The following is a 23,361-nucleotide window of genomic DNA, read 5'->3' on the forward strand; positions in this document are numbered from 1 at the left end:
TGATGATATTTGGGAATGAAAGGGGAAAATGCCTTGAAAAAAGATACCGGTGCTTCAGCTGTAAAAAGGCTGGAGCCTGATGAAAACATCGGTCTGACCGCCGAACAGGTCCGTGAAAGGATACAAGGGGGGCTTGCCAATACCCCGGTCAAGCCGCCGTCAAAATCCATAGGAGCAATAATCGCAAGCAACGTATTTACGTATTTTAACTTTATCTTTACCGTGATAGCGGTCCTGCTTGTGATCGCAGGCTCGGTAAGGGACCTTACCTTCCTGCCGGTCATCATAGTCAACACCCTTATCGGTATTGTCCAGGAGATACGCTCAAAACGGCTGCTTGATAAAATGACCGTTCTTAATTCTCCCACCGCAAAAGTTATCCGTGACGGACAGCAGCAAAGCATCCCCTCGGAAAAGCTTGTGGCGGACGACATCGTGATCTTCAAAGCCGGCGACCAGATACCTGCCGACGCAGTAGTGGTCAGCGGCAAAGCCTCCGCCAACGAAGCTCTGCTTACAGGCGAAGCGGACGAGATCGTCAAGGAAAAGGGTGCCGAGCTTATGAGCGGAAGCTTTATCGTGTCAGGCTCCTGCAAAGCAAGGCTCACCAAGGTTGGCGCAGAATCGTATATCTCACAGCTCACCCTCCAGGCTAAGAAGGTGAAAAAGGGCGAGCAGTCTGAAATGATACGCTCGCTGAATAAGATAGTAAAAATTGCCGGCTTTATAATCCTTCCATTGGGAAGCCTGCAATTCTACCATATGTATGTGACAAAGTCCATGGACTATACCCAGAGCGTGCGCTCCACCATGGCATCTGTCATCGGAATGATCCCGGAAGGACTTTTCCTGCTCGCCAGCGTTACCCTTGCCATAAGCGCAATGCGCCTTGCAAGGCAGAAGGTGCTTGTACATAACATGAAATGTATCGAGACTCTTGCCCGCACGGACGTGCTTTGCGTGGATAAAACAGGGACCATAACCGAGAACACCATGCAGGTCACAGGCGTTGAGTGCGTGGGTGATATAAGTGAGGAAAAGGTCTTTTCGCTGCTGAGCGATTTCGCTTCCGAACAGTCTGCCGACAATATCACAATGGCAGCCATGAAGCAGTATTTTACCAGTCCCACAGGGGCAAAAATAGTCTCCCATACCGATTTCTCCTCCGAGTTCAAATATTCCTCTGTGACCTTTGAGAAGAAAGCATATGTCCTTGGTGCTCCCGAATGGGTGCTGCGTGATGAATATGAAAAATACCGTGAAAAAATAGAGATTGACAGCCGTAAGGGCTACCGTGTCCTTGCCTTTGCCGAGTATGACGGAAAGCCGGACGGAAAAGCGCTTAAGGAAAGCTCTGCGCCCCTTGCCCTGGTGCTTATCACAAACCCTGTGCGTAAGACCGCACCGCAAACCTTTAAGTTCTTTGCCGACGAGGGCGTAAACGTCAAGGTCATATCGGGAGACAACCCCATAACCGTTTCCGAGGTGGCAAAGCAGGCAGGCATAGAAAATGCGGAAAAGTATGTTGATGCCTCCACCCTTACCACCGACGAGGCTATTTACGAGGCTATGAAGAATTACACCGTCTTTGGCAGAGTTACCCCCGACCAGAAGCGTAAGTTTGTCAAAGCGCTCCAGGCGCAGGGCAGAGTAGTGGCAATGACAGGAGACGGAGTCAACGATATCCTGGCTCTTAAAGATGCCGACTGCTCTATCGCCATGGCATCGGGAAGCGACGCCGCCGTGCAGGCAGCCCAGCTGGTATTGCTTGATTCCGACTTTGCCCATATGACCGACGTGGTCATGGAGGGCAGACAGGTAGTGAATAATATGGAGCGTTCGGGAAGCCTGTTTCTTGTCAAAAATATCTTCTCCATACTGCTTTCGGTAATAACCCTTATCTTCGGAGTGGTTTACCCCCTCACCCCGTCCCAGGTAACGCTTATAAGTATGTTCACCATAGGTATCCCGGCGTTCCTGCTTTCCCAGGTGCCCGACCATTACCTTATAAAGGGACACTTTATGAGGAACGTTATCGTCAAAGCCCTGCCGGGAGCCGTCACCGATGTGGTCATGGTGTTGGCGATGGTGTACTTCGGAAAGATATTCAATGTGTCAACAGGAGAGATAACCACCGCATCAACTATCCTTATGTCTGTGGTTGGAATAATGGTCCTTCGCCAGGTCAGCAAGCCGCTTTCGGTATATAAGTGGGCTGTAATAGTCCTGTGCATATCGGGACTTACCCTGTCCTTCCGAGCCCTTGGCTGGGTGTTCGGCACGACCACCCTTTCCACAAAGACTTTGCTGCTGTGTATAAACTTCGGCATTATGGCAGACACCTTTATCCGCTTTATATCCTTCCTGTTAAAGGGCGGAGAAACAATGATATTCCATCTTTCACATAAGAACGCAAAGCAAAGTGAAAAGGCTGTAAAAACATAATAAAGCACAAAAGGTACTGCATTTTCGCAGTACCTTTTTTATGTCTTTTTAAAAATTTGCCCAAGCCTAAATAATGCCCAGCCCCTCAAGAAGTATCTTTCCCCCAAGGAGAATAAGTATCACACCGCCTGCTGCCTGCGCCTTCTTGTTGTACTTTGCGCCCGCACGGTTGCCTACCGCCACGCCGGTAACGGACAGAGCAAAGGTGACTGTACCGATGATAAGCACCGAGGGGAGCACCGGCGTGTTCTCAAAGGCGAACACCACCCCCACCGCAAGTGCGTCAATGCTGGTTGCCACTGCCAGAATGAAAAGCTCCTTGTAGTCAAGACCCTGGTCTATTTCCTCCTCAGAGCCTTTAAAAGCGTCTATAAGCATTTTTGCACCGATAAATACCAAAAGACCAAATGCCACCCAATGGCTTACCGAGGTCATGAAACGGGCAAACTGCCGTCCCACAGCCCAGCCGATAAGGGGCATTATTGCCTGGAATGCGCCGAAAAAAGCGCCGATAATAAAAGCGTTGCGCCAGTTTATCTTTTTCATGCCCAGCCCCTTGCACACCGACACCGCAAAGGCGTCCATAGAAAGGCTCAGAGCGAGAAAAAGGGTGTTTATCAAAAACATACTCTCATTCCTTTTGTGTTAACAGACTTTGTACCGGGCTTGTCAGAATTCCCATGGGAGATATGCCGCACCTACCGCAAGTATCAGCGTTCCAAGTCCCGTCATCAAGACATCTCCCTATTTGAATATCATCATCAACAGATTTACCGCCAGCGCAGCGCCGCTTGCAGAGATAGCCACCGTCAGCAGCCCTTTTTCAAAGAATGCCAGCGCACCGCCCACTGCAAGTCCCGCAATGGCAGAGGGGAAATTGCCCGTGGAATAGATTATCTCCGGGAAGGTCATAGCCCCCAGCACCGCCATTGGTACATAGTACAGAAAATCTCTTATGTATTTGCTTTTTATCCTGCCCTTGCAAAGCACAAAGGGCACAGCTCTTATAAGATAAGTCACCCCTGCCATTACCGCAAGATAGGTGAAGAAAACAGCGTTGCTCATCCCTGCACCTCCCCTTGCTCATTCTCCGCAACAGGGAATAAAAATGCCCCCAGCCCCGCAGCCGCAACAGTGGAGATGATTATGGCAAATCCGCCGGATATTTTGTTCATTCCCGGAACGTAGCGGAAACAGCAGCTTAATGCCACCGCCATGAGTATGACCTTCAGCACCGCACCGCTCTTTTTTGCGGGAGGTATTATTATCGCCAGGAACATTCCGTAAATAGCGATGCAAAGAGCACTGCGCACCACCTCCGGCAGCACGGAACCCGCCGCCGCACCAAGGAACGTGCCTCCCGACCAGCCTATCACAGGCAGTATTATAAGCCCGTACAGGTATTTGCTTGAGACCTTGTGAATGTTTCCCATGGCAACAGCGAATATCTCGTCGGTTATGCCAAAGCCTGTGCCCCAGCGGTGAATGCCCCTTACAGACTCGTCCACCTTCTGGGAGAGCGAAAGCCCCATAAGGGCATATCTTAGGTTTATTACAAACTGTGTGCTCGCCATTTCTATGTAAGCCCCTGCCCCCGAGACCATTATCCCCAGCCCTGCGAATTGACCCGCAGAGGTCAGGTTTGTCAAAGATATCAAAAATGCCTGCCACCAGGTCAAGCCGTTGGCAATGCACTGTATGCCGAAGGTAAAGGATACCGACAGATAGCCCAGAGCGATAGGTATACCGTCATGAAGTCCCTTTCTGAAATTGCTCATTTCCCCCAAAACCAGCCTTTCGATTTAACATCCCGAAAACTTATTATACTATCCCTGCGCAGAAAAGTCAACCGCATACACAGGTGCAAAAATCTTGCAAAATCATTCCGATTGTGCTATACTTGAACTGAACGTTTTTGTAGTAACTTTCTAACGGGAGGGAAATGTCACATGGATAACATCATCACCATAACCGCCAATATGTCAGCCAAGCTGAACTATGCCTTTGTGCAGAACTATATCCCTGTGCTTCGCAGCATACGTCTTACAAACAATACCGCCGAGACCATAAGCGATATAACGCTGAAAATAAGCTTTGAGCCTGAGTTTGCAAAGCCGTATGAGCAGCATATCTCCGCCCTGGAGCCTGAAAGGACGGCAGAGATAAGCCCTGTGGATATCACCGTCAGCGGCGAGTTTCTCTATGCCGTCACCGAGACCCTTACGGCAAACGTGACCCTTAGTATAGAAAAGGACGGACAGACCATATCGGAGGCAAACGGCACCATCGAGCTTATGCCCCTGAACCAGTGGACAGGTGTGAACTATGTCCCCGAGATGATCTCTGCCTTTGTCTGCCCCAACCACCCTATGGTCACACAGATCGTGGGCAAGGCAGCGTCGTTTTTACAGAAATGGACGGGCAGCCCTTCCTTTGACGGATACCAGAGCAAAAACCCCAACGTTGTGAAAAAACAGGCGGCTGCCATCTATGCCGCCCTGCAAGCGGAAAACATCGCATACAGTATGCCTCCCGCAGGCTTTGAAAAGCAGGGACAGCGTGTGCGCCTGCCCTGGGACGTGCTCACCGCAAAAACAGGCACCTGCCTTGACCTTTCGGTGCTTTATGCCTCCTGTCTTGAGGCCGCAGGACTCAATTCGCTTATCCTCTTCACACAAGGTCATGCCTTTGCAGGCGTGTGGCTTGAGGACCAGAGCTTTTCCGGCTGTACCGAGGAGGATCCCAGCCTTATCTCAAAGCGCATGGCAGCAGGCATCGACCAGATATGCCTTGTTGAGTGTACCGCCTTCACCGCCGGAAAGTCTGTGGATTTTGACGGAGCAAAGGCGGCAGCGGAAGCGCTTGTACATAAGCCCGAGGAGTTTGAAATGGCAGTGGATATCGCACGCTGCCGTGGCAACTGTCTGCGCCCTGTTCCGGTAATGGCAGATGGCGTGGCAGCCAACGACTTTGGCAAGCGTAAGGATAAAGACATCACCGCAGCACCAAAGGATATCGACCTTTCGATCTCCGGCAGAGTGTCCGACCAAAGCGAACAGGTCACACGCCAGACCATGTGGGAAAGGAAGCTGCTTGACCTTAGCCTTCGCAACTCCCTTCTGAATTTCCGTCCCACCGCATCTGTGGTGCGGTTTATCACCGCCGATCTGCCCACCCTTGAAGATACCGTCTGCGCAGGGGGCGATATGAAGATACTGCCGCTGCCGGAGGATATGTCTCTGGAAGCCGCCGACGCAAAGACCTTTGAGATGCAAAACCCGGATACCGACCGCCTTGGAGAGATCGCAAAAAGCGAGCTTGAAAAGAGCCGTCTGCGCTCTTTCCTCAAGGAAGCGGAGCTTGAAAAAGCCATGAAAAAGCTCCACCGCCAGGCGAAAGTCAGCCTTGAAGAGAACGGCGCAAATACACTTTATCTTGCCCTCGGATTTTTGAAATGGTTTGAAACGGATAAAAGCGAACAGCCTCGCTATGCCCCCATCGTCCTTGTGCCGGTGGACCTTGTTAAGAAGATACAGGAAAAATGCTACGTTCTTCGTGTAAGGGACGAGGAGCCGCAGATGAATATAACCCTGCTTGAGTTCCTGCGCCAGGATCTTGGCATAACCATCAGCGGACTTGATCCGCTGCCCCGGGACGAAAGCGGCGTTGACCTGCCGCTTGTGTTCAATACCCTCAGACAGGGCGTTATGTCGCTCAAACGCTGGGATATCATAGAGCAGGCGTTCCTTGGACAGTTCTCCTTTAACCGCTTTATCATGTGGAACGATATCCGCAACCGCAGTGAGGAGCTCAGACAGAATAAAGTCGTCTCCAGCCTTATAAGCGGTACGCTTGGCTGGCAGCCCATGTCCACCGATGTGTCTCCCCGACAGCTTGACGAGCAGGTCAGACCCTCAGATATGGCTGTGCCCATGAGTGCCGACTCCTCCCAGCTTGCAGCCATATATCTTGCCTCAAAAGGGGAGAGCTTCGTGCTGCACGGACCTCCGGGAACGGGTAAATCCCAGACCATAACCAACCTTATCGCAAACGCCCTCTATAACGGCAAGTCTGTGCTTTTTGTCGCCGAAAAAATGGCGGCTCTCTCCGTGGTGCAAAAGCGTCTTGCAAAAATAGGGCTTGACCCCTTCTGCCTTGAGATACATTCCAACAAAGCCACCAAGCGAGAGGTGCTTTCTCAGCTTGAAAAGACCTTTGAGGTGGGGCACGTAAAATCTCCCGCCGAGTATCAGGCGCAGGCAAAAAGAGTGGGCGAGCTCCGTGATTCCCTTAACGAGATAATCACCCAGCTGCATATGCCCCGTGCCTGCGGAATGAGCGTTTACCAGAGCGTGGTGAATTACGAAAATAATAAACAGTTCAAAGGCGCAGTCACCGTTGACGGGGACTTTGCCGCAGCCTGCTCCCCACAGACACTTGAAAAGATACGTGACAGCATAAACAGCCTTGCTGTCTGCGGAAGGGAAATAGGCGGACTGGAAAACTCGGGACTTAAATATTATAAAAACCCTGATTATTCCGTGGAGATACGCACCGCCTTTGAAACTGCCCTTAAATATGCCGCTGCAAGAGCGGACGAAGCTCAGACTGCCTTTGATGAGCTTTGCGCCCTGGTAGGTGTGAAGCTTGAGGGCAGCAAAAGGAACATCACCGACCTTGGTGAGTTCGCAAAGACCCTGTCCTGCTCAGGGGAGTTTCTTCCCGCCGTGCTCAACGACCCCTCCGCCGCAGCCGATGCACAGTGTAAAATGCTTATCGACGAGCTTAACGGCTATAAGACCGCCAGAGCGCAGATGAGAAGCCTGTTTGAGGACTCTGTCCTTTCCTTTGACAGCGACAACGCCCTGCTGGAATGGAACCGTGCCGCACAGAAATGGGCGCTTGGCAAGTCAATGGGACAAAATAAGCTGGTGAAGGAGCTTAGAGTGTACGCCAAGGACGGCAATTATGTCACCAAGGATAACTACGTTGATATCGTCCGCAGCCTCAGCGACCTTAAAAAACTCTATGCTCACATCGACAGCCTTGCAGGCGCAAAGGCAGCTTTTGCAGGACTTTATAACGGCGAGAATTCGGATACCGCCCGTATGGCACAGCTGTTTGAAAACTCCGTTAAGCTCCGTGGACAGATAGCCGACCTTAGCCGCAGCGATATGAGCATCAACAATGCCTTCATGTCCTTTGCCGCAGGATATGCAGCAGGCGATCCCCGCCGGGAGAAGCTTGACAACGGGGCACAGGCTATCGCTAAAATGAAACAGAGCATCTCCTCTCTCAGCGGTGATTTCACCCTTGACCTTTCCTATCTTGACCAAAGCACCGACTATATCCCCGACCTTAAAGATACTCTTAACGATATGCAAAATGACCTGGGAAGTCTGCGTGACCGAACCATGCTCACCCGGGCACGCAATGCCCTGCTGGAGCTGGGACTTGACGACCTTGACAACGCCTATGAAAACGGCGAGGTAAACGAGGATACGATACTTCCTGCCTTTGAATGTGCCTTTGCACAGGGCGTTATCGTCAGCGTAATGAATACCTCTCCTGCCCTTGCGTCCTTCCAGGGAGTAAAGCTTGAGGAGACCATAAAGAAATATACCGAGGCGGACGAAAAGTTCAAGGAGCTTACCGTTGCCGAGCTGGTGGCAAAGCTGTCGGCAAATATCCCCGATCCTTCCAATGCCTCAAAGGGCAGCTCCGAGCTTTCCATACTGCTCAAAGCCATCAAGAGCGGCGGCAGGAATATGCCTATCCGCAAGCTGTTTGACAGCATACCCACCCTGCTGCGGCGCATCTGTCCCTGTATGCTCATGTCGCCTATCTCCGTTGCCCAGTATATAGACCCCAAGTTCCCCAGGTTCGACCTTGTGGTGTTTGACGAAGCCTCACAGATGCCTACAAGCGAAGCCGTGGGAGCTATTGCCAGAGGCGACAATGTGATCGTCGTAGGCGACCCCAAGCAGCTGCCGCCTACCACCTTCTTTGATGTCAACCGTTTTGACGAAGAAAACGAGGAAGCCGAGGACCTTGAAAGCGTGCTTGACGACTGTCTTGCCCTTTCCATGCCCTCAAAGCATCTGCTGTGGCATTACCGCTCACGCCATGAAAGCCTTATTGCGTACAGCAATGCGAAATATTACGACAATAAGCTGCTCACATTCCCATCTCCCGACGACAGAGTTTCAAAGGTCAGCTGGGTGCACCTTGAGGGCTATTACGATAAAGGCTCCTCAAAGCAGAACAAAGCCGAAGCGCAGGCTATCGTTGACGAGATCGTGCGCCGCCTGAAGGACGAAAAGCTGCGCTGTGAAAGCATCGGCGTTGTGACCTTCTCCGTGGTCCAGCAGGTGCTTATCGACGATATGCTCTCCGACAGGCTGCGTGAAGAGCCCAAGCTTGAAGAATACGCCGACTCCATGTACGAGCCGATCCTGATAAAGAACCTTGAAAATGTCCAGGGCGATGAGCGTGATGTTATTTTGTTCTCTGTGGGCTACGGTCCCGATAAGGACGGAAAGGTCTCCATGAACTTTGGTCCGGTAAACCGTGACGGCGGTTGGCGCAGACTTAACGTTGCCATTTCAAGAGCAAGAAAGCAGATGATAGTATATTCTGTTATCCGCCCCGAACAGATCGACCTTTCAAGGACCCGCTCCGAGGGTGTGGAGGGACTTAAAGGCTTTATAGAATTTGCCGCACGTGGACAGTCCGCCCTGCCTGTTCGCCTTGGACAGCAGTCTGCCTGCGAAAACGGATTTGTAAAGCTTGTTGCCGACGAGATAGAGAAAATGGGCTATAAAACAAAGACCAATATCGGCTGCTCGGAGTATAAGATAGACATTGGCGTTATAAGTCCCGACAATGAAGAGGAATACTTTATGGGCATAAGCTGTATGGGGGATTCAAACCTTGAAAAGACCACCGCCCGTGACCGCAGCGTGCTGCAGCCTTCCGTGCTGAAAGGACTTGGCTGGAGAATGTACAATGTGAATATTCTTGACTGGTACGACAATAAGGATAAGGTGCTTGAAAAGCTGAAAGCACAGATAGAGACCGACCTTGCCTTGTACCGTGAACCGACCCCGGAGCAGCCTGAGCCGCAAAAGGCGAAAGCCCTTGAATTTGAAAAGGAAGAAAGCGTAAGCGTCAGCGATAAATGCCCGGCGTTTGAGGAGATCGCCCTTAAAAAAGAAGGCAAGCCATCCGAGTTCGTAAAGCCCGGTTCCGAGGAAAAAGCGGTGCAGCAGATCTCACAGGTCATAAACGCCATGGCACCTGTCAGCAGCAGGCATACCATGAAAATAGTCCTTGCCGCATGGGGTATAGCCACACCCAAGCCCGAGGTGCAGAAGGCGTTTTTCGGCTATGTGAATAAATGCGGTGTCAAGGTCACCAGCAGAAAGAACGACGACGGAACATTTGATACCTACTACTGGCGTGCCGACCAGGATCCTGACAGCTATGATCTGTGCCGTATCCCTAAAGGAGGAAAGGGCAAGCGCAGCTTCCCTGACGTAAGTCCCCAGGAGCTTACCAACGCCATGCTGCTTATCCTTAACGACCAGGTGAGCATGACACACGAGGACCTTGTAAAGGAGTGTACCACACTTTTCGGCTTTGCCCGTACCGCCGACAATATTGATGCGCAAATGACCAAAGCCATAGAATATGCCGTTGAAAGCGGAAAAATGCGAATTGAAAACGGCAGGCTCTTTGCAAATGCTTAACGGCAGGGCAATGCCCGTTATCTGACAAAAAACACCGAAAAAAGTACCCGTGGAAATTTGTTTTCTTCGGGTACTTGTTTATTTTTTACCGAATCTTTCCCGTCAAACCTTACAGTTTCACCCTGCCGTATCTGTGCAAACAAATGATAAAACAAATAATTAACGTATTTTTCTGTAATTGTTGCACGTTTCAATGCAACATATCCCACCTTTTCGCCTATTAGTGAAAGGATCCTTTCCTGCCTGCCGCAAGGCTTGACCGGTGCGGCAAGTAAGGTTTTAATTCTAAGGGCATCTCCTTAGACATAAAAAATAACACCTTCCTGAAATGGAAGGTGTCACCGCATACTGCGGTCTTTTCTGCGGGCAGATCGTGAAGGGTCTGTCCGCCCGGAGAGGATGATCTGTGCCTTGAGGGAAAGCTACTGCGCCGCTGCCATAAGGTCTATGACCTCCAGCATAAGCTGGGCAGGCAGCTGCTTTTTGTCAAGAGTAACAGCAAAGTGCTTTTTGCCCGTGTCCACAAACCTGATGCGGTTTTTGTATTTTTTTGAAAGTGCCTGAATGTGGCATACCTCCGGCTGGTCAATGAAAAACAGCATCTTTGCCCCACACTGTGTTATTTCTTTTATGTGCATCCTTGCTGCCCTGTTTCGTGTAAGAGCAACGTTCACAAGTCCCATCACCGCCTTAGGCGGCTCACCGTAACGGTCGATAAGCTCGTCCAGAACATCCTGTGAGTCCTCCTTGCTGGTAATGGAAGCGATCTTGCGGTAAGCGTCTATCCTCTGGGAGGGGTTTTCGATGTAGCTGTCGGGAATAAATGCGTCTATGGAAATATCCACCGGGCAGTCCTCCGGTGATGCAGGAGGAGCTTCTCCTTTTTGCTCTGCAATAGCCTCGTTGAGCAGGCGGATATACATATCATATCCCACCGCCTCCATGTGACCGTGTTGTTTTCCGCTGAGAATAGAGCCTGCGCCTCTTATCTCCAGGTCACGCATTGCAATGTGAAAGCCCGAGCCGAACTGAGTAAATTCCCTTATGGCATCAAGCCGCTTTGAAGCCACCTCCGAAAGCACCTTGCCCCGCCTGAAGGTGAAATAGGCAAACGCCCTGCGGTTTGAACGACCTACACGACCTCTGAGCTGGTAAAGCTGTGAAAGCCCCATCCTGTCTGCGTCCTCGATGATAAGTGTGTTAACGTTGGGAACGTCCACACCTGTCTCTATCAATGTTGTGCACACAAGCACATCTATCTCTCTGTCCACCAGCTGCCGCCAGATCTCCGAAAGCTCGTCCTCGTCTATCCGTCCGTGAGCAATGGCTATCCTTGCATCGGGCAAAAGCTCCTGAAGCTTTGCCACAGTCATTTCAATGGAGTTTATCCTGTTGTGGATATAATATACCTGTCCGCCTCTGCGAAGCTCCTTGCTTATTGCCTGGGCGACAACTCCGAGATCGTACTCCATAACATAGGTCTGTACAGGGTATCTGTCCATAGGTGCCTCGTTTATCACCGACATATCCCTTATCCCGCTAAGAGCCATGTTAAGGGTTCTTGGTATAGGTGTGGCTGAAAGGGTGAGCATATCCACGCCGTGGAAAAGCTCTTTGAATTTTTCCTTTGCGGCAACGCCGAAACGCTGCTCCTCGTCGATTATCGCAAGTCCCAGATCCTTGAACACAACGTCCTTCTGCACAAGTCTGTGAGTGCCGATAATAAGATCCACCGTGCCCCTTCCAAGCTCTCTTATCACCGCCTTTTGCTCCTTTGGCTTGCGAAAGCGTGAAAGCAGCTCGACTTTGATAGGGAAGTGTTCAAAACGCTTTACCGCAGTCTGATAATGCTGCCATGCAAGTACCGTCGTGGGCACCAGCACAGCTACCTGCTTGCCGTCAAGCATTGCTTTGAAAGCGGCACGCAAAGCCACCTCCGTTTTGCCAAAGCCCACATCGCCGCAAAGAAGTCTGTCCATGGGGTGGGGCTTTTGCATATCCGATTTTATCTCCTCTGCCGAGCGAAGCTGGTCCTCGGTCTCGTCGTAATCGAAACGTTCTTCAAATTCCGCCTGCCACTCGTTATCCGCAGAAAAGGCAAAGCCTTTTGCAGCCTGCCGCTGAGCGTAAAGCTGTGTAAGCTGCTGCGCCATATCCTTGACCGCAGCCTTTGCCTTGCTTCTTGTCTTTGCCCATTCGGTGGAATTGAGCTTGTTGAGCTTTATGTTTTCGTCGTCTCTTGGACCGATATATCTTGACACAAGGTCAAGCTGGGTAACGGGCACATAAAGTACATCTGTGCCTGCGTATTTTATGGTTATATAGTCCTTTGTAACACCGTTTGTTTCAATGTTTTTTATTCCCTCAAATCTGCCGATCCCGTACATTGAGTGTACCACAATGTCGCCGTTTTTAACGTCCGAAAGGCTCTTTATCTCCTCGCCGGCTTTCTTTGCCTTGCGCCTGCGCTTTGCCACCATGGTCTTCATCTGGGTTATTGCGGCGCAGCCTGCCTGGGGGTACTCAAATCCGCCGGAAAGACTGCCTGTGCGAACATAGACCTTTCCGGGTATTATCTTACTGTCATCGGTAAGCTTTTCTGCACTGATACCTGCGTCCACCAGGTCCTTTACGATTATGGGGACGGTCTTTTCCGAGCCTGCAAGCACAACGGTACAGTATCCGCCTTGGCAAAGGGAAGAAAGCTCCTGCTCCAGGTGTACGATATTGCCGCCCCAGGGGGAGTTCTGGCGGCAGTCGGTATTTATCAGCTTCTTGTATTTTATATCATTGTTTGAGCGCATAAAGGTGTCAAGGAAAATACATTTCGATGACAGGATACTGCTCTGGGCAGAGGGTATGTCCGTTACAAAGCCCTCCAGCTTTTTGAAGAGGATACCGTCCTCATAAAGCAGCTTTATATCCTCGTTAAGACGGGCAAGAGATGCCTTGCCTTTTTCCACGCAGTTTGCATATTCGCACACAATGACCGCACCGCTTTCAAAGTAGTCAAAAACGGTGGCGGTCTTTTCATATGCCAGAGTGTAGTATTTGTCAAGGTTTGTAAGAGTTATGCCTGCCTCAACGGTCTGGATATCACGGCTTATATGCTTTCTTATGGCTTCCAGCTTTTTGCCCCTTGCGCTTTTTGAAAGCTCTTCAAGCTTTTGCAAAAGCACTTGGCTGTTTTCAAATATAATTTCAAGGGCAGGGAAGACGGTGATGCTGTCAATGGCGTCGGTGCGCCGCTGGGTGGCGGTATCGAAATAGGAAAGGGTGTCTATCTCGTCGCCCCAAAGCTCCAGACGCACAGGGCGTGATTCCTGGACGGGGAAGATGTCAACGATTGAACCACGGACAGAAAACTGGGCATGACCTTCTATCTGGTCGGTTCGGGTATAGCCTCCTGTCAGAAGCTTTTTTACCAGCTCCTCAAGCTGTATCTCTCCCCCTGTTTTCAGTTCAAAGGAATCGTCCGCCAGCACTTTTGGCGGGATAGTCCCCTGAAGGCAGGCTTCCATGCTTGCGCAAAGCACCTTGCATTTGCCCTGCAAAAGCAGCGACAGAGCTTCAAGTCGCTTGTGCTCGTATTCTCTTGAAATGCCCTCCATGTAGGCAAAGTTCATATCCTTTGCAGGGTAGACACAGGCGACAGACTGCTGTGCCATGGAGTTTATGTCCTCTGCCATACGTGTGCAGGCAGCTTCGTCCTCGCATATGACAAGGCATGGAGAAAGTGTGCTCACCGCCATTGAAAGCTGGGCTTTGTGGATATGTGAAACGCCTGTTACGCAGCAAGGGGTATAACCTCCCAGGAGGCATTTTTTTATGTCCTGATATGCGCTCAGGCGGGAGCATATGTCGTAAAAAATGTTCATAGGGTAATGTGTCCTTTTTGTTTATGCTTTAAGATGCAGACCTGCAGTGTCTGTCCGCAGCGGCTTGCCCGGGCGGGGCTTAGTTAAAATCGTTCATCGCTTCATTCATATTGCCACGGAGTATAAGCTCCACAGCTCTTGCGGTGTGGTCAAACACCTCCTGCAGCTGCTTGATCTCCTCGTCGGTATACCTGGAAAGCACCCAGTCTGCCAGGTCATAGTCCGGGTGGGGCTTGCTTCCCACGCCTATCTTTATTCTGGGGAAGTCCTGTGAGCCGCAGTTGTGGATAATGCTTTTTATGCCGTTGTGTCCGCCGGAGGAGCCTTTTCTCCGCAGGCGCATTTTGCCCACGTCCAGGGAAATATCGTCAAAGATAACGATGATATTCTCGGGGGGGATATTGTAAAAATCCATAGCGTCGGCGATAGCCTCACCGCTTTTATTCATGTATGTCAGGGGCTTCATCACAAGGCAGCGTTTGTCCGATATCACCGTGTCGCCGACAAGAGCGTTGAACTTGTGGGTGTTGACGCTGACACCGAAGCGCTGTGACAGGGCATCTACCGCCATAAAGCCGGTATTGTGCCTTGTTTTTTCGTATTCTACTCCCGGGTTGCCCAGACCTGCGATAATGTACTCGGGTTTGCCCTGGGGTCTTTTTGCAGAAAGGGCTTTGAGCTTTTCAAAAATATCCATAATTTTTCTCCTTTACGGAAATAACGCCAATAACCCCGTTTTTATGCCAAAACGGGGTGTTTTTTTATTGATAACAATATATCACAAAAGCGTGGCTTTGTCAACAAAAAGCAGCCGACGCAGGGGTGCGCAATGCCCTCGCCGTCTGTGCGCAGGGCATCGACGTTCTCGCCGCCGGCTATAAGATCGTGTGGATTACTTTCTGAACTCAAAAGGTCCCACCGAGGTGTGGGGAGGTATGCTCGCTGCGTAGACGTGTGAGGACAGGATAATGCTGCCCTCGCCGATGTTTGCACCGTCGATAACGCTGCCCTGTCCGATATAGCAGTCCTTGCCTATGGAGGTGTTTCCGCTGAGGGTAACGTTCTGGCAAATGGTGGTGCCTATGTCGATGGTAACGTTTCTGCCGATGCTAACCCCGTCGGTGCAGGTAAACTCGATGCCCATGTCCAGCCACTTTGCGATAATGGCTTTTCTTGCGATATCGTTAAGCTCCAGCAGCCCCTTACGGTCGTTTGCACCCAGGGAAACGCTGGGGTTAAGGGAGGTATAGGCATCTGCACGCTTGCCTTTGGCGATTATAAGCCCTACGCAGTCGGTGAGGTAATACTCCCCTTGTGCGTTGTTTGGCTTGATGTCCCCCAGAACGTCAAGAAGTGCCTGTGTTTCAAACCAGTAGCAGCCGGAATTTATCTCGTTTATCTCAAGCTGCTGCGGGGTACAGTCCTTATGCTCCACAATGCCGGAAATGCCGCTGTCTGTACGGATGACCCTGCCGTAGCCGAAGGGGTCGTCTATTTCCGAGGTGACAACGGTAACGCCGCAGCAATTTGCCTTATGAAGCTCAAGCGCAGCGGTTATGGTCTGTTTGTCGATAAAGGGCGCATCTCCGCAGAGGATAAGGGTGTTGCCCCCGTTCCTTGCTTTAAGATACTCCGCCGCCTGCATTACGGCGTGACCTGTGCCAAGACGCTCTTTCTGCTCCACGGTGGTGATATCCGCTTTTCCCTGCCGGGTGGAGAGATATTCGTCTATGTACTGTCCCTGATAACCCTTTACCACGCATATGTCGGTTATGCCCGAATCCTCACAGGCACTTATCACCCACTCCAGCATAGGCTCTCCCAGAACGCTGCAGAGCACCTTGGGCTTTTCGCTTTTCATTCGCTTGCCCTGTCCGCCTGCAAGAATTATAACATTATCTGCCATTTTATGACCTCCCTGTTATTATTTCACTTATTGTACAGCTAACATTATATAGCTAATCGCTCGCTAAGTCAATAACCGGCGGAGGGCGCAAGTCCAATTAACAAAGGATATATGTGGAAAGTATACATAAATAACATGGAAACATTGTGCAAAAATTATAGTTTAAAATTCTGTGAAAACTATGGTAATTTCATTTAATATCTGTTATAATATAAGGGCAACCGTAGTATTAGCGTCCGTAAGGTTCGCTTTTGGCGGAGCTATTGCCGCCTTTACGGGAATTCAAAATAAACGGAGGTATAATCAATGGCTAAAAAGTATTGTTACCTTTTCTCAGAGGGTAATGCCAGCATGAGAGAACTTCTCGGCGGTAAGGGTGCAAACCTTGCTGAAATGACAAACATCGGTCTTCCTGTTCCTCAGGGATTCACCATCACAACCGAGGCTTGTACTCAGTATTATGAGGACGGCGGTATCAGTGAGGAGATCCAGGCTGAGATCAGAGAGTACATCGTTAAAATGGAGGAGATCACCGGCAAGAAATTCGGTGACAAGGAAAATCCTCTTCTCGTTTCCGTTCGTTCCGGAGCAAGAGCTTCTATGCCGGGTATGATGGATACTATCCTCAACCTTGGTCTGAACGAGGACGTTGTGGAGACTATCGCTGCTAAGTCCGGCAATCCAAGATGGGCTTGGGACTGCTACAGAAGATTTATCCAGATGTATTCCGACGTTGTTATGGAAGTTGGTAAGAAGTATTTTGAGCAGCTTATCGACAAGATGAAGGATGCAAGAGGAGTTAAGCAGGACGTTGAGCTTACTGCTGACGACCTCAAGGAGCTCGCTGGTCAGTTCAAGGCTGAATACAAGGCTAAGATCGGAACAGATTTCCCAAGCGATCCTAAGGAACAGCTCATGGGCGCTATCAAGGCTGTATTCCGCAGCTGGGACAACCCAAGAGCAAACGTATACAGAAGAGACAACGATATCCCATTCAGCTGGGGTACTGCTGTTAACGTTCAGTCAATGGCATTCGGTAACATGGGTGACAACTGCGGCACAGGTGTTGCATTTACCCGTGACCCTGCTACAGGTGAGAACAAGCTCATGGGTGAGTTCCTCACAAACGCACAGGGCGAGGATGTTGTTGCAGGTGTTCGTACTCCTATGCCTATCGAGGAGATGGCTCAGAAGTTCCCACAGGCTTATGAGGACTTCGTAAAGGTTTGCGAGACCCTTGAAAACAGATATCATGATATGCAGGATATGGAGTTCACCGTTGAGGACGGCAAGCTGTATATGCTGCAGTGCAGAAACGGTAAGAGAACTGCACAGGCTGCTCTGAAGATCGCTTGTGACCTGGTTGCTGAGGGACACAAGACCGAGGCTGAGGCTGTTGCAATGATCGATCCGAGAAACCTTGACACTCTTCTCCACCCACAGTTCGACGCTAAGGCTCTCAAGGCTGCTACTCCTATGGGCAAGGGTCTGGGCGCTTCTCCGGGAGCTGCTTGCGGTAAGATCGTATTTACTGCTGACGACGCTGTTGCATGGGCTGAAAAGGGCGAGAAGGTCATCCTTGTAAGACTTGAGACTTCACCTGAGGATATCACAGGTATGAAGGCTGCTCAGGGTATTCTGACAGTTCGTGGCGGTATGACATCCCACGCTGCCGTTGTTGCAAGAGGAATGGGCGAGTGCTGCGTTTCCGGCTGCGGCGACATCAAGATGGACGAGGAGAACAAGAAGTTCGAGCTGGGCGGAAAGACTTTCGTTGAGGGCGACTACATCTCCATCGACGGTACAACAGGTAACATCTACGACGGCGTTATCCCGACAGTTGACGCTACTATCGCAGGTGAGTTCGGCAAGATCATGGCTTGGGCTGACAAGTACAGAAAGCTCAAGGTAAGAACCAACGCTGATACTCCTGCTGACGCTAAGAAGGCAAGAGAGCTGGGCGCTGAGGGTATCGGTCTTTGCCGTACAGAGCATATGTTCTTTGAGGCTGACAGAATCGCAGCATTCAGAGAGATGATCTGTGCTGACACAGTTGAGGAGAGAGAGGCTGCTCTTGCTAAGATCGAGCCAATGCAGCAGGCTGACTTTGAGGCACTTTACGAGGCTCTTGAAGGAAATCCTGTTACTATCAGATTCCTGGATCCTCCGCTTCATGAGTTCGTACCTACCGAAGAGGCTGACATCAAGGCTCTTGCAGATGCACAGGGCAAGTCCGTTGAGGACATCAAGGCTCTTATCGCTTCTCTGCACGAGTTCAACCCGATGATGGGTCACCGTGGATGCCGTCTTGCAGTAACTTATCCTGAGATCGCTGCTATGCAGACAAAGGCTGTTATCAAGGCTGCTATCAACGTTCAGAAGGCTCATGCAGACTGGAAAGTTGTTCCTGAGATCATGATCCCGCTGGTTGGCGACGTTAAGGAGCTCAAGTTCGTTAAGAAGGTTGTTGTTGAGACTGCTGACGCTGTTATCGCACAGGCCGGTTCCGATCTGAAGTACGAGGTTGGTACAATGATCGAGATCCCAAGAGCTGCTCTTACAGCTGATGAGATCGCTGCAAACGCTGACTTCTTCTGCTTCGGTACAAACGACCTGACACAGATGACATTCGGCTTCTCAAGAGACGACGCAGGCAAGTTCCTGGGAGCATACTACGACAAGAAGATCTTTGAGAGCGATCCATTCGCTAAGCTGGATCAGGACGGCGTAGGCAAGCTCATGAAGATGGCTCTTGACCTTGGTAAGCCTGTTAATCCAAAGCTTCACTGCGGAATCTGCGGCGAGCACGGCGGAGATCCTTCCTCTGTTGAGTTCTGCCACAAGATCGGTCTGGACTATGTTTCCTGCTCACCATTCCGTGTGCCTATCGCAAGACTGGCTGCGGCTCAGGCTGCTATCGCAGAGGGCAAGTAATTGAGCATAGTTTTGCTGCTTGAATAATAATAAGCCTCCGCTGGGTCAGAACGACCGGCGGAGGTTTTTTGTTGACAAACTACGGTGGATATGCTATCTTATTTATAAGGTCGATAGGGGGGATCTTTTGTGCAGATGATAAGCGAAAAAACATTTTACAGTCAGATGTCGGGAAACTCTGTGGGACCTATTGTTGCCACCGTTCTGAGCGGTGTGATACTTGGGGGCTGCGGGGTATTCTGCGGGACTCAGCTGGGCTGGAAGCATATACTGTCTTTGGTTTTTCTCGGCACAGCAGGGCTTTGCGTGCTCTTGCTCATATTTTTCATCATAAAGGCAGCTCGAAAGAAAAGTCACCCGGTATTCAAGCGTTACGGGAATGCTGCGTTTCTTTCAATGAAGATAAACGAGGGGCTGGCAAACCCATGGTATTATGCGGAGCCCTTCGGGGGAAATGCGCCCTTTGCCACACTTATGACCGACCGGTTCATTGTGTCGGGAACGGAGCTTACAAACTATATGGAGTTCAAGGATCTGCGGACTGTTCATGTGGATGTATTTGTGAGAGTTCACAGGATAGCGGTGGGGGATCCCTTTGCCACGGCGGCTTCGCTGGCGGCAAACCGTATGGGGGACAGGTATCTGGAATCAAGGGGTATAAACGGAGACAATCAGTTCGACCTTATGATCTTCGAGGACGAGCAAAGAAAGAAATACAGATACAGCGTACATCACTGTGATGTGCAACAGGTGCTGGGCATGGTTGCACAGGTGGCGCCGCACATCAGATATATCTGATGTATGATACGAGGCTTGCTCCCGCATTTATCTGCAAGCAGGGCAGGTTGCTTCCGGATCATTTTGTCAACGGGTGAGCGTATGAAAAAAATAAGAGCATCCAAAGGCGGCAATATCATTAAGCTAACGAAGAGTTCACATCAAAAAGATGTGGACTCTTTTTTTGCACCGTGAGTATTAAATAACTGTAAACTTTAGCTGCAATGGCTTGACAAAATTGCGATTTTGTCAAGTCATTTTGGGCAGTCGATTACTACTTCGACGGCTTTCTTTGATATGCCTACTTTAAAATAATGCAGTCATTGGCTGTTTTTGTTTGCCAATGACTGCATTTGGTTGATTCCTTAGCTTAATGATATTGCCAAAGGCGGGTGCTCTTTTTTATGCCCGGGATCGCTGTGGGGAAGCTTGCAAAAAGAGCGTCTGCATTGTGCAAACGCTCGGGGGGTTACTATGTATAGCTTTCAAGCAGCTTTTGTGTCAGATCAAATCTGTCATAATCCGTATTACAGCCCATTGCAAGGCAGATGTAGGTTTTTGAGTTGCGCTTGAATGCGGTTATAAGGCAATATCCGGCATTTTCGGTGGTGCCGGTTTTCATTCCCAGCGCATCAGGGGAGTAATAGTTGCTGCCGGGAATAACGAAATAGTTATTGTTTGTCCATGTGGCGTAACCGCCTGCCGAAAAGCTCACGGTCTTATACGCTGTCTTCATTGTTTCGCATATTTCCGGAACGGTGAGGGCATACTCCGCAAGCTTTACCATATCCGCTGCTGTGGAGTAGTGCTGAGGGTCGTCCCAGCCGTCGGGGTTGACAAAGTGGCTGTCGGTCATGCCAAGCTCCTGTGCAAAGTCGTTCATCAGTTTACAGAAGTGATCCACCGCTTCCTTATCGGAAAGCTGCTTGCCGGGCTGCTGTGCTCTTGCTACGTTGACGGCGATAACGTATGCCGCATCGTTTCCCGAGGGGATAAGCAGTCCGCCGAGGAGATCCGAAAGGGACATCTCGCAGCCGTAGTAAACGTAACAGGTGGTGGACTGGGGGTTTATAAGTCCCAGCTCGCTGCCTGCTGTGAGAATGGCGTCGGGCTTCATATATTTAAGGGCAACGGACGCTGTCAGCAGCTTTGTGGTGCTGGCGATAGAGATCCGTGATTCCAGGTTTTTACCGAAGTTATAGGTCTTACTCTCCACGCAGTAAACTGCGCTTACGGTGCTGTATGGTTCGGTGTCACCTTGTATGGTATTGAAAACAACAGGGGGTGTCTTTTGCGGCTGTGAGCTTTCTTCCGCTGTGCTTGATGCCGGATCTGTCCGGGAGCTGTTTTGCTGAGAGTCGGAAGAATCGCCCTTTGCGCAGGACGTTAAAAGAACCACCGCACAGCAGCACAGTGCAGCCAGCTTCAGGAGCATATATCTCATTGGTATTCCTCATTTCAAGATAGTTACCTGATAATTAATGTCTGCTCTGGCAACATAAAATTGGCTGTATACAACTTATTATAGCCAATTTATGTTGTAAGAGTGCAAGAAAAAATATAGGATTAATGATTTTTCTTGCACTCTGATTTGCCCTTTAGGGCAAAAACGAGCTTGACATCAAGAAATGTGGAGCGCAAATTCCCTATTATGTAAAGAATTTGCGCTCCCCGAACGCAGTTCGGGGCAATAACCGCTTGACAGCGGTTATTGAGGACACATTAATTATATCCCCAAGTCGGCATTTTGTCAACCTTTTGCCGACGGCGGTGATTTTGTGTTTACTTATATCTTTTATTGGTATACATGATATTGAAATCGGTGTCGCCGCTTATGCCCGGTATCCTGCCGTAGCACTGCTGCCAGATACCGTAGCTGCCTGAGTAGCCGGTGCTTTCCACGTAGTGGGCAAGCCATACGGGACTGGTGCTTTTATTTGATGCGCTCCACATATTGTTGAGCGTCATGGGATTGCCGTATATCATTGCGGAGTATCCCGACTTTGCAAGCTCAGATTTGAATGCGGAGTATGCGTTATTTATGTCGTTAAGGCTTGCACCGAAACGCTGGAAGTTGGAAAGCTCTTCCCAGTCAAATGCCACAGGGAGCTCAAGCTTTGTGCCGCCCAGCTGGTTTATTATCCACCTTGCGCTGTCACGGGCGGCAGCCTGGGTATGGTCTGTGGTGTAAAGGTAAACGCCCACCTCAAGTCCTGCGGCTTTGGCGTTTTTCAGATTGGTCTTGAAATAGGGGTCAAGGGTATAGCTGCCGTACTTGGTGCCGACACGGATGAATACAAAGCTGCAGCCTGCATTTTTCACGGCTTTGAAGTCGATATTGCCCTGCCACTGTGAAACATCAATGCCGTAGCGTCGGCTGCTGCCGGCATATTTCTTCATAAAGTCGGCAAAGGATATCCGTGGGGAAGCCGGATATGAGGGGTAGGAGGGATAGCTGCTGACCACATTGACGGTTATGCCCCAGGAGGTATAGTTGCCCGAGGCGTCGGAGACTCTGGCGGTGATGTTGTAGGTGCCCACTGCATTGGGGTTGACATATCCCGAATATGTAAGCTTTGGGTTTCTGTCGGTATCGTCACCGTAGCTCACATAGCTGTTAAGGTCAAAGGGATTGCCGACAAGGTGGGTGATGCTGTATGCTCCGTAAAAAATCACAGGCTTTGTCTTGTCATTTCCTGACGGTGCAGGCGCAGAAGCTGCTGTGGCGGCTGTGGAAGCGGGCTTTGGCTTGGGGGCTGTTGTTGTGGCAGCGGTAGTTGCTGTGGTGGTTTTTGCCGCAGTTTCGCTTGCCTTGGTGGTGGTAGTTGTGGTGGTTTTTGCGGCAGTTGTACGGCTTGCAGCCGTATACGGCAGGGAAGGCTCCCAGGTAGTGGGGGCAGCTGCAGACGTGGCGGTGGTCTGAGAAGTGGTGACAGTTTCGCTGTCCGATTCGCTGACAGTCTGAGAGCTGTCATGGGTAATTTCATTTCCGCAGCCTGAAAGTGCCATAGCCGCAGCAATGGCTGTGAAAAAAACTCTGCATTTCATTGTGCATACACCTGCCTTTATTATCTGAAAAAAAGTATAACACGTTCTCAACAAGTTGTAAAGTGTATTTAATGGAAAACAAAAAGCATGACCGCAGCCATGCTTCTGAATGGGACACAGGAAACTATCTGTTATCCACCTTTTCGGGATACAGGTCATGGTGAGAGAGCCGCTCCCATGCTACCTGTTCCCACTTTGTTCCCGGTCTGCCGTAATTGCAGTAGGGGTCAATGGAGATGCCGCCTCTGGGCAGGAATTTGCCCCACACTTCAATATATGACGGCTCCATAAGCTTTATCAGGTCGTTCATTATTATGTTCACGCAGTCCTCATGGAAATCACCGTGATTGCGGAAGCTGAAAAGATAGAGCTTCAGCGATTTGCTCTCCACCATTTTCACACGGGGGACATAGGAAATATAAATGGTGGCAAAGTCGGGCTGTCCGGTAATGGGGCAAAGGCTGGTAAACTCGGGACAGTTGAATTTTACAAAGTAGTCACGGTCGGGGTGCTTGTTTTCAAAGGTCTCCAGCACCGAGGGGTCGTAGCTGCCCGGATATTTTGTATTGCGCTCACCTAAAAGGGTGAGACTCTCATTTTCTTTATCTCTGCTCATTTTAAA

General features: G+C 50.3%; 13 protein-coding genes. 4 read left to right on the forward strand and 9 right to left on the reverse strand.

Annotated elements, in window-relative coordinates; translation table 11 throughout:
* The first annotated feature begins 33 nt into the window (after positions 1–33).
* Positions 34–2,445 carry a cation-translocating P-type ATPase gene (locus T494_RS11970; RefSeq protein ID WP_051539893.1) on the forward strand — a complete coding sequence of 804 codons (2,412 nt, stop codon included), beginning with the start codon at positions 34–36 and terminating at the stop codon, positions 2,443–2,445.
* 66 nt (positions 2,446–2,511) lie between these two features.
* Here the strand turns inward: T494_RS11970 and T494_RS0101975 are convergent, their stop codons facing one another.
* The 3 genes from T494_RS0101975 to T494_RS0101985 all read right to left on the reverse strand — a co-directional run bounded on the left by T494_RS0101975 (position 2,512) and on the right by T494_RS0101985 (position 4,223).
* Positions 2,512–3,072: a manganese efflux pump MntP family protein gene (locus T494_RS0101975; protein WP_028504851.1), complete on the reverse strand. Its 561-nt coding sequence runs from the start codon at positions 3,070–3,072 to the stop codon at positions 2,512–2,514.
* Between the two features lie 117 nt (positions 3,073–3,189).
* Positions 3,190–3,510, reverse strand: coding sequence for an AzlD domain-containing protein (locus tag T494_RS0101980; RefSeq protein WP_028504852.1), 321 nt, complete (start codon positions 3,508–3,510; stop codon positions 3,190–3,192).
* Positions 3,507–4,223, reverse strand: a complete 717-nt coding sequence (locus T494_RS0101985; protein ID WP_028504853.1) for an AzlC family ABC transporter permease — start codon at positions 4,221–4,223, stop codon at positions 3,507–3,509. The genes T494_RS0101980 and T494_RS0101985 overlap by 4 nt, the downstream gene beginning before the upstream one ends.
* A 171-nt stretch (positions 4,224–4,394) precedes the next feature.
* Here T494_RS0101985 and T494_RS0101990 point away from each other — a divergent pair, with 171 nt between their 5' ends.
* Positions 4,395–10,196: a DUF4011 domain-containing protein gene (locus T494_RS0101990; protein WP_028504854.1), complete on the forward strand. Its 5,802-nt coding sequence runs from the start codon at positions 4,395–4,397 to the stop codon at positions 10,194–10,196.
* Between the two features lie 422 nt (positions 10,197–10,618).
* Here T494_RS0101990 and mfd read toward each other — a convergent pair whose 3' ends face one another.
* From mfd to T494_RS11975, 3 genes are all read right to left on the reverse strand, one after another.
* The gene (gene mfd, locus T494_RS0101995; RefSeq protein ID WP_028504855.1) at positions 10,619–14,074 is read right to left on the reverse strand and encodes a transcription-repair coupling factor; all 3,456 of its coding nucleotides are present in this window, start codon (positions 14,072–14,074) and stop codon (positions 10,619–10,621) included.
* A gap of 79 nt (positions 14,075–14,153) precedes the next feature.
* Positions 14,154–14,771 (reverse strand): aminoacyl-tRNA hydrolase, encoded by a 618-nt coding sequence (gene pth, locus T494_RS0102000; protein ID WP_028504856.1) that lies wholly within the window; start codon positions 14,769–14,771, stop codon positions 14,154–14,156.
* 195 nt (positions 14,772–14,966) lie between these two features.
* The gene (locus T494_RS11975; protein ID WP_081777190.1) at positions 14,967–15,980 is read right to left on the reverse strand and encodes a sugar phosphate nucleotidyltransferase; all 1,014 of its coding nucleotides are present in this window, start codon (positions 15,978–15,980) and stop codon (positions 14,967–14,969) included.
* 306 nt (positions 15,981–16,286) lie between these two features.
* Between T494_RS11975 and ppdK the strand changes: the two genes are divergently transcribed.
* Both ppdK and T494_RS0102015 read left to right on the forward strand, forming a co-directional pair.
* Positions 16,287–18,914 carry a pyruvate, phosphate dikinase gene (gene ppdK / locus T494_RS0102010; protein ID WP_028504857.1) on the forward strand — a complete coding sequence of 876 codons (2,628 nt, stop codon included), beginning with the start codon at positions 16,287–16,289 and terminating at the stop codon, positions 18,912–18,914.
* A gap of 129 nt (positions 18,915–19,043) precedes the next feature.
* Positions 19,044–19,712: a hypothetical protein gene (locus T494_RS0102015; protein ID WP_028504858.1), complete on the forward strand. Its 669-nt coding sequence runs from the start codon at positions 19,044–19,046 to the stop codon at positions 19,710–19,712.
* Positions 19,713–20,163: 451 nt separating this feature from the next.
* On the opposite strand, the gene T494_RS13260 is transcribed toward T494_RS0102015, so the two are convergent.
* The 3 genes from T494_RS13260 to queF form a co-directional block, all read right to left on the reverse strand.
* Positions 20,164–21,135, reverse strand: a complete 972-nt coding sequence (locus tag T494_RS13260) for a D-alanyl-D-alanine carboxypeptidase (RefSeq protein WP_028504859.1) — start codon at positions 21,133–21,135, stop codon at positions 20,164–20,166.
* 338 nt (positions 21,136–21,473) lie between these two features.
* Positions 21,474–22,739 (reverse strand): GH25 family lysozyme, encoded by a 1,266-nt coding sequence (locus T494_RS0102025; protein WP_028504860.1) that lies wholly within the window; start codon positions 22,737–22,739, stop codon positions 21,474–21,476.
* A gap of 124 nt (positions 22,740–22,863) precedes the next feature.
* Positions 22,864–23,355, reverse strand: coding sequence for a preQ(1) synthase (queF, locus tag T494_RS0102030; RefSeq protein ID WP_028504861.1), 492 nt, complete (start codon positions 23,353–23,355; stop codon positions 22,864–22,866).
* Positions 23,356–23,361: the final 6 nt, after the last annotated feature.

Origin of the sequence: Ruminococcus sp. FC2018 (genome assembly GCF_000621805.1) — a bacterium.
Lineage (GTDB): Bacteria > Bacillota > Clostridia > Oscillospirales > Ruminococcaceae > Hominimerdicola.

Excerpts from the sequence above, each read along its gene's own strand:
- queF (WP_028504861.1), bottom strand. The coding sequence starts at position 23,355 with ATGAGCAGAGATAAAGAAAATGAGAGTCTCACCCTTTTAGGTGAGCGC.
- T494_RS0101990 (WP_028504854.1), top strand. The coding sequence starts at position 4,395 with ATGGATAACATCATCACCATAACCGCCAATATGTCAGCCAAGCTGAAC.
- T494_RS0101980 (WP_028504852.1), bottom strand. The coding sequence starts at position 3,510 with ATGAGCAACGCTGTTTTCTTCACCTATCTTGCGGTAATGGCAGGGGTG.
- T494_RS0101985 (WP_028504853.1), bottom strand. The coding sequence starts at position 4,223 with ATGAGCAATTTCAGAAAGGGACTTCATGACGGTATACCTATCGCTCTG.
- pth (WP_028504856.1), bottom strand. The coding sequence starts at position 14,771 with ATGGATATTTTTGAAAAGCTCAAAGCCCTTTCTGCAAAAAGACCCCAG.
- T494_RS0101975 (WP_028504851.1), bottom strand. The coding sequence starts at position 3,072 with ATGTTTTTGATAAACACCCTTTTTCTCGCTCTGAGCCTTTCTATGGAC.
- T494_RS13260 (WP_028504859.1), bottom strand. The coding sequence starts at position 21,135 with ATGAGATATATGCTCCTGAAGCTGGCTGCACTGTGCTGCTGTGCGGTG.
- T494_RS0102025 (WP_028504860.1), bottom strand. The coding sequence starts at position 22,739 with ATGAAATGCAGAGTTTTTTTCACAGCCATTGCTGCGGCTATGGCACTT.
- ppdK (WP_028504857.1), top strand. The coding sequence starts at position 16,287 with ATGGCTAAAAAGTATTGTTACCTTTTCTCAGAGGGTAATGCCAGCATG.
- T494_RS11975 (WP_081777190.1), bottom strand. The coding sequence starts at position 15,980 with ATGGCAGATAATGTTATAATTCTTGCAGGCGGACAGGGCAAGCGAATG.
- mfd (WP_028504855.1), bottom strand. The coding sequence starts at position 14,074 with ATGAACATTTTTTACGACATATGCTCCCGCCTGAGCGCATATCAGGAC.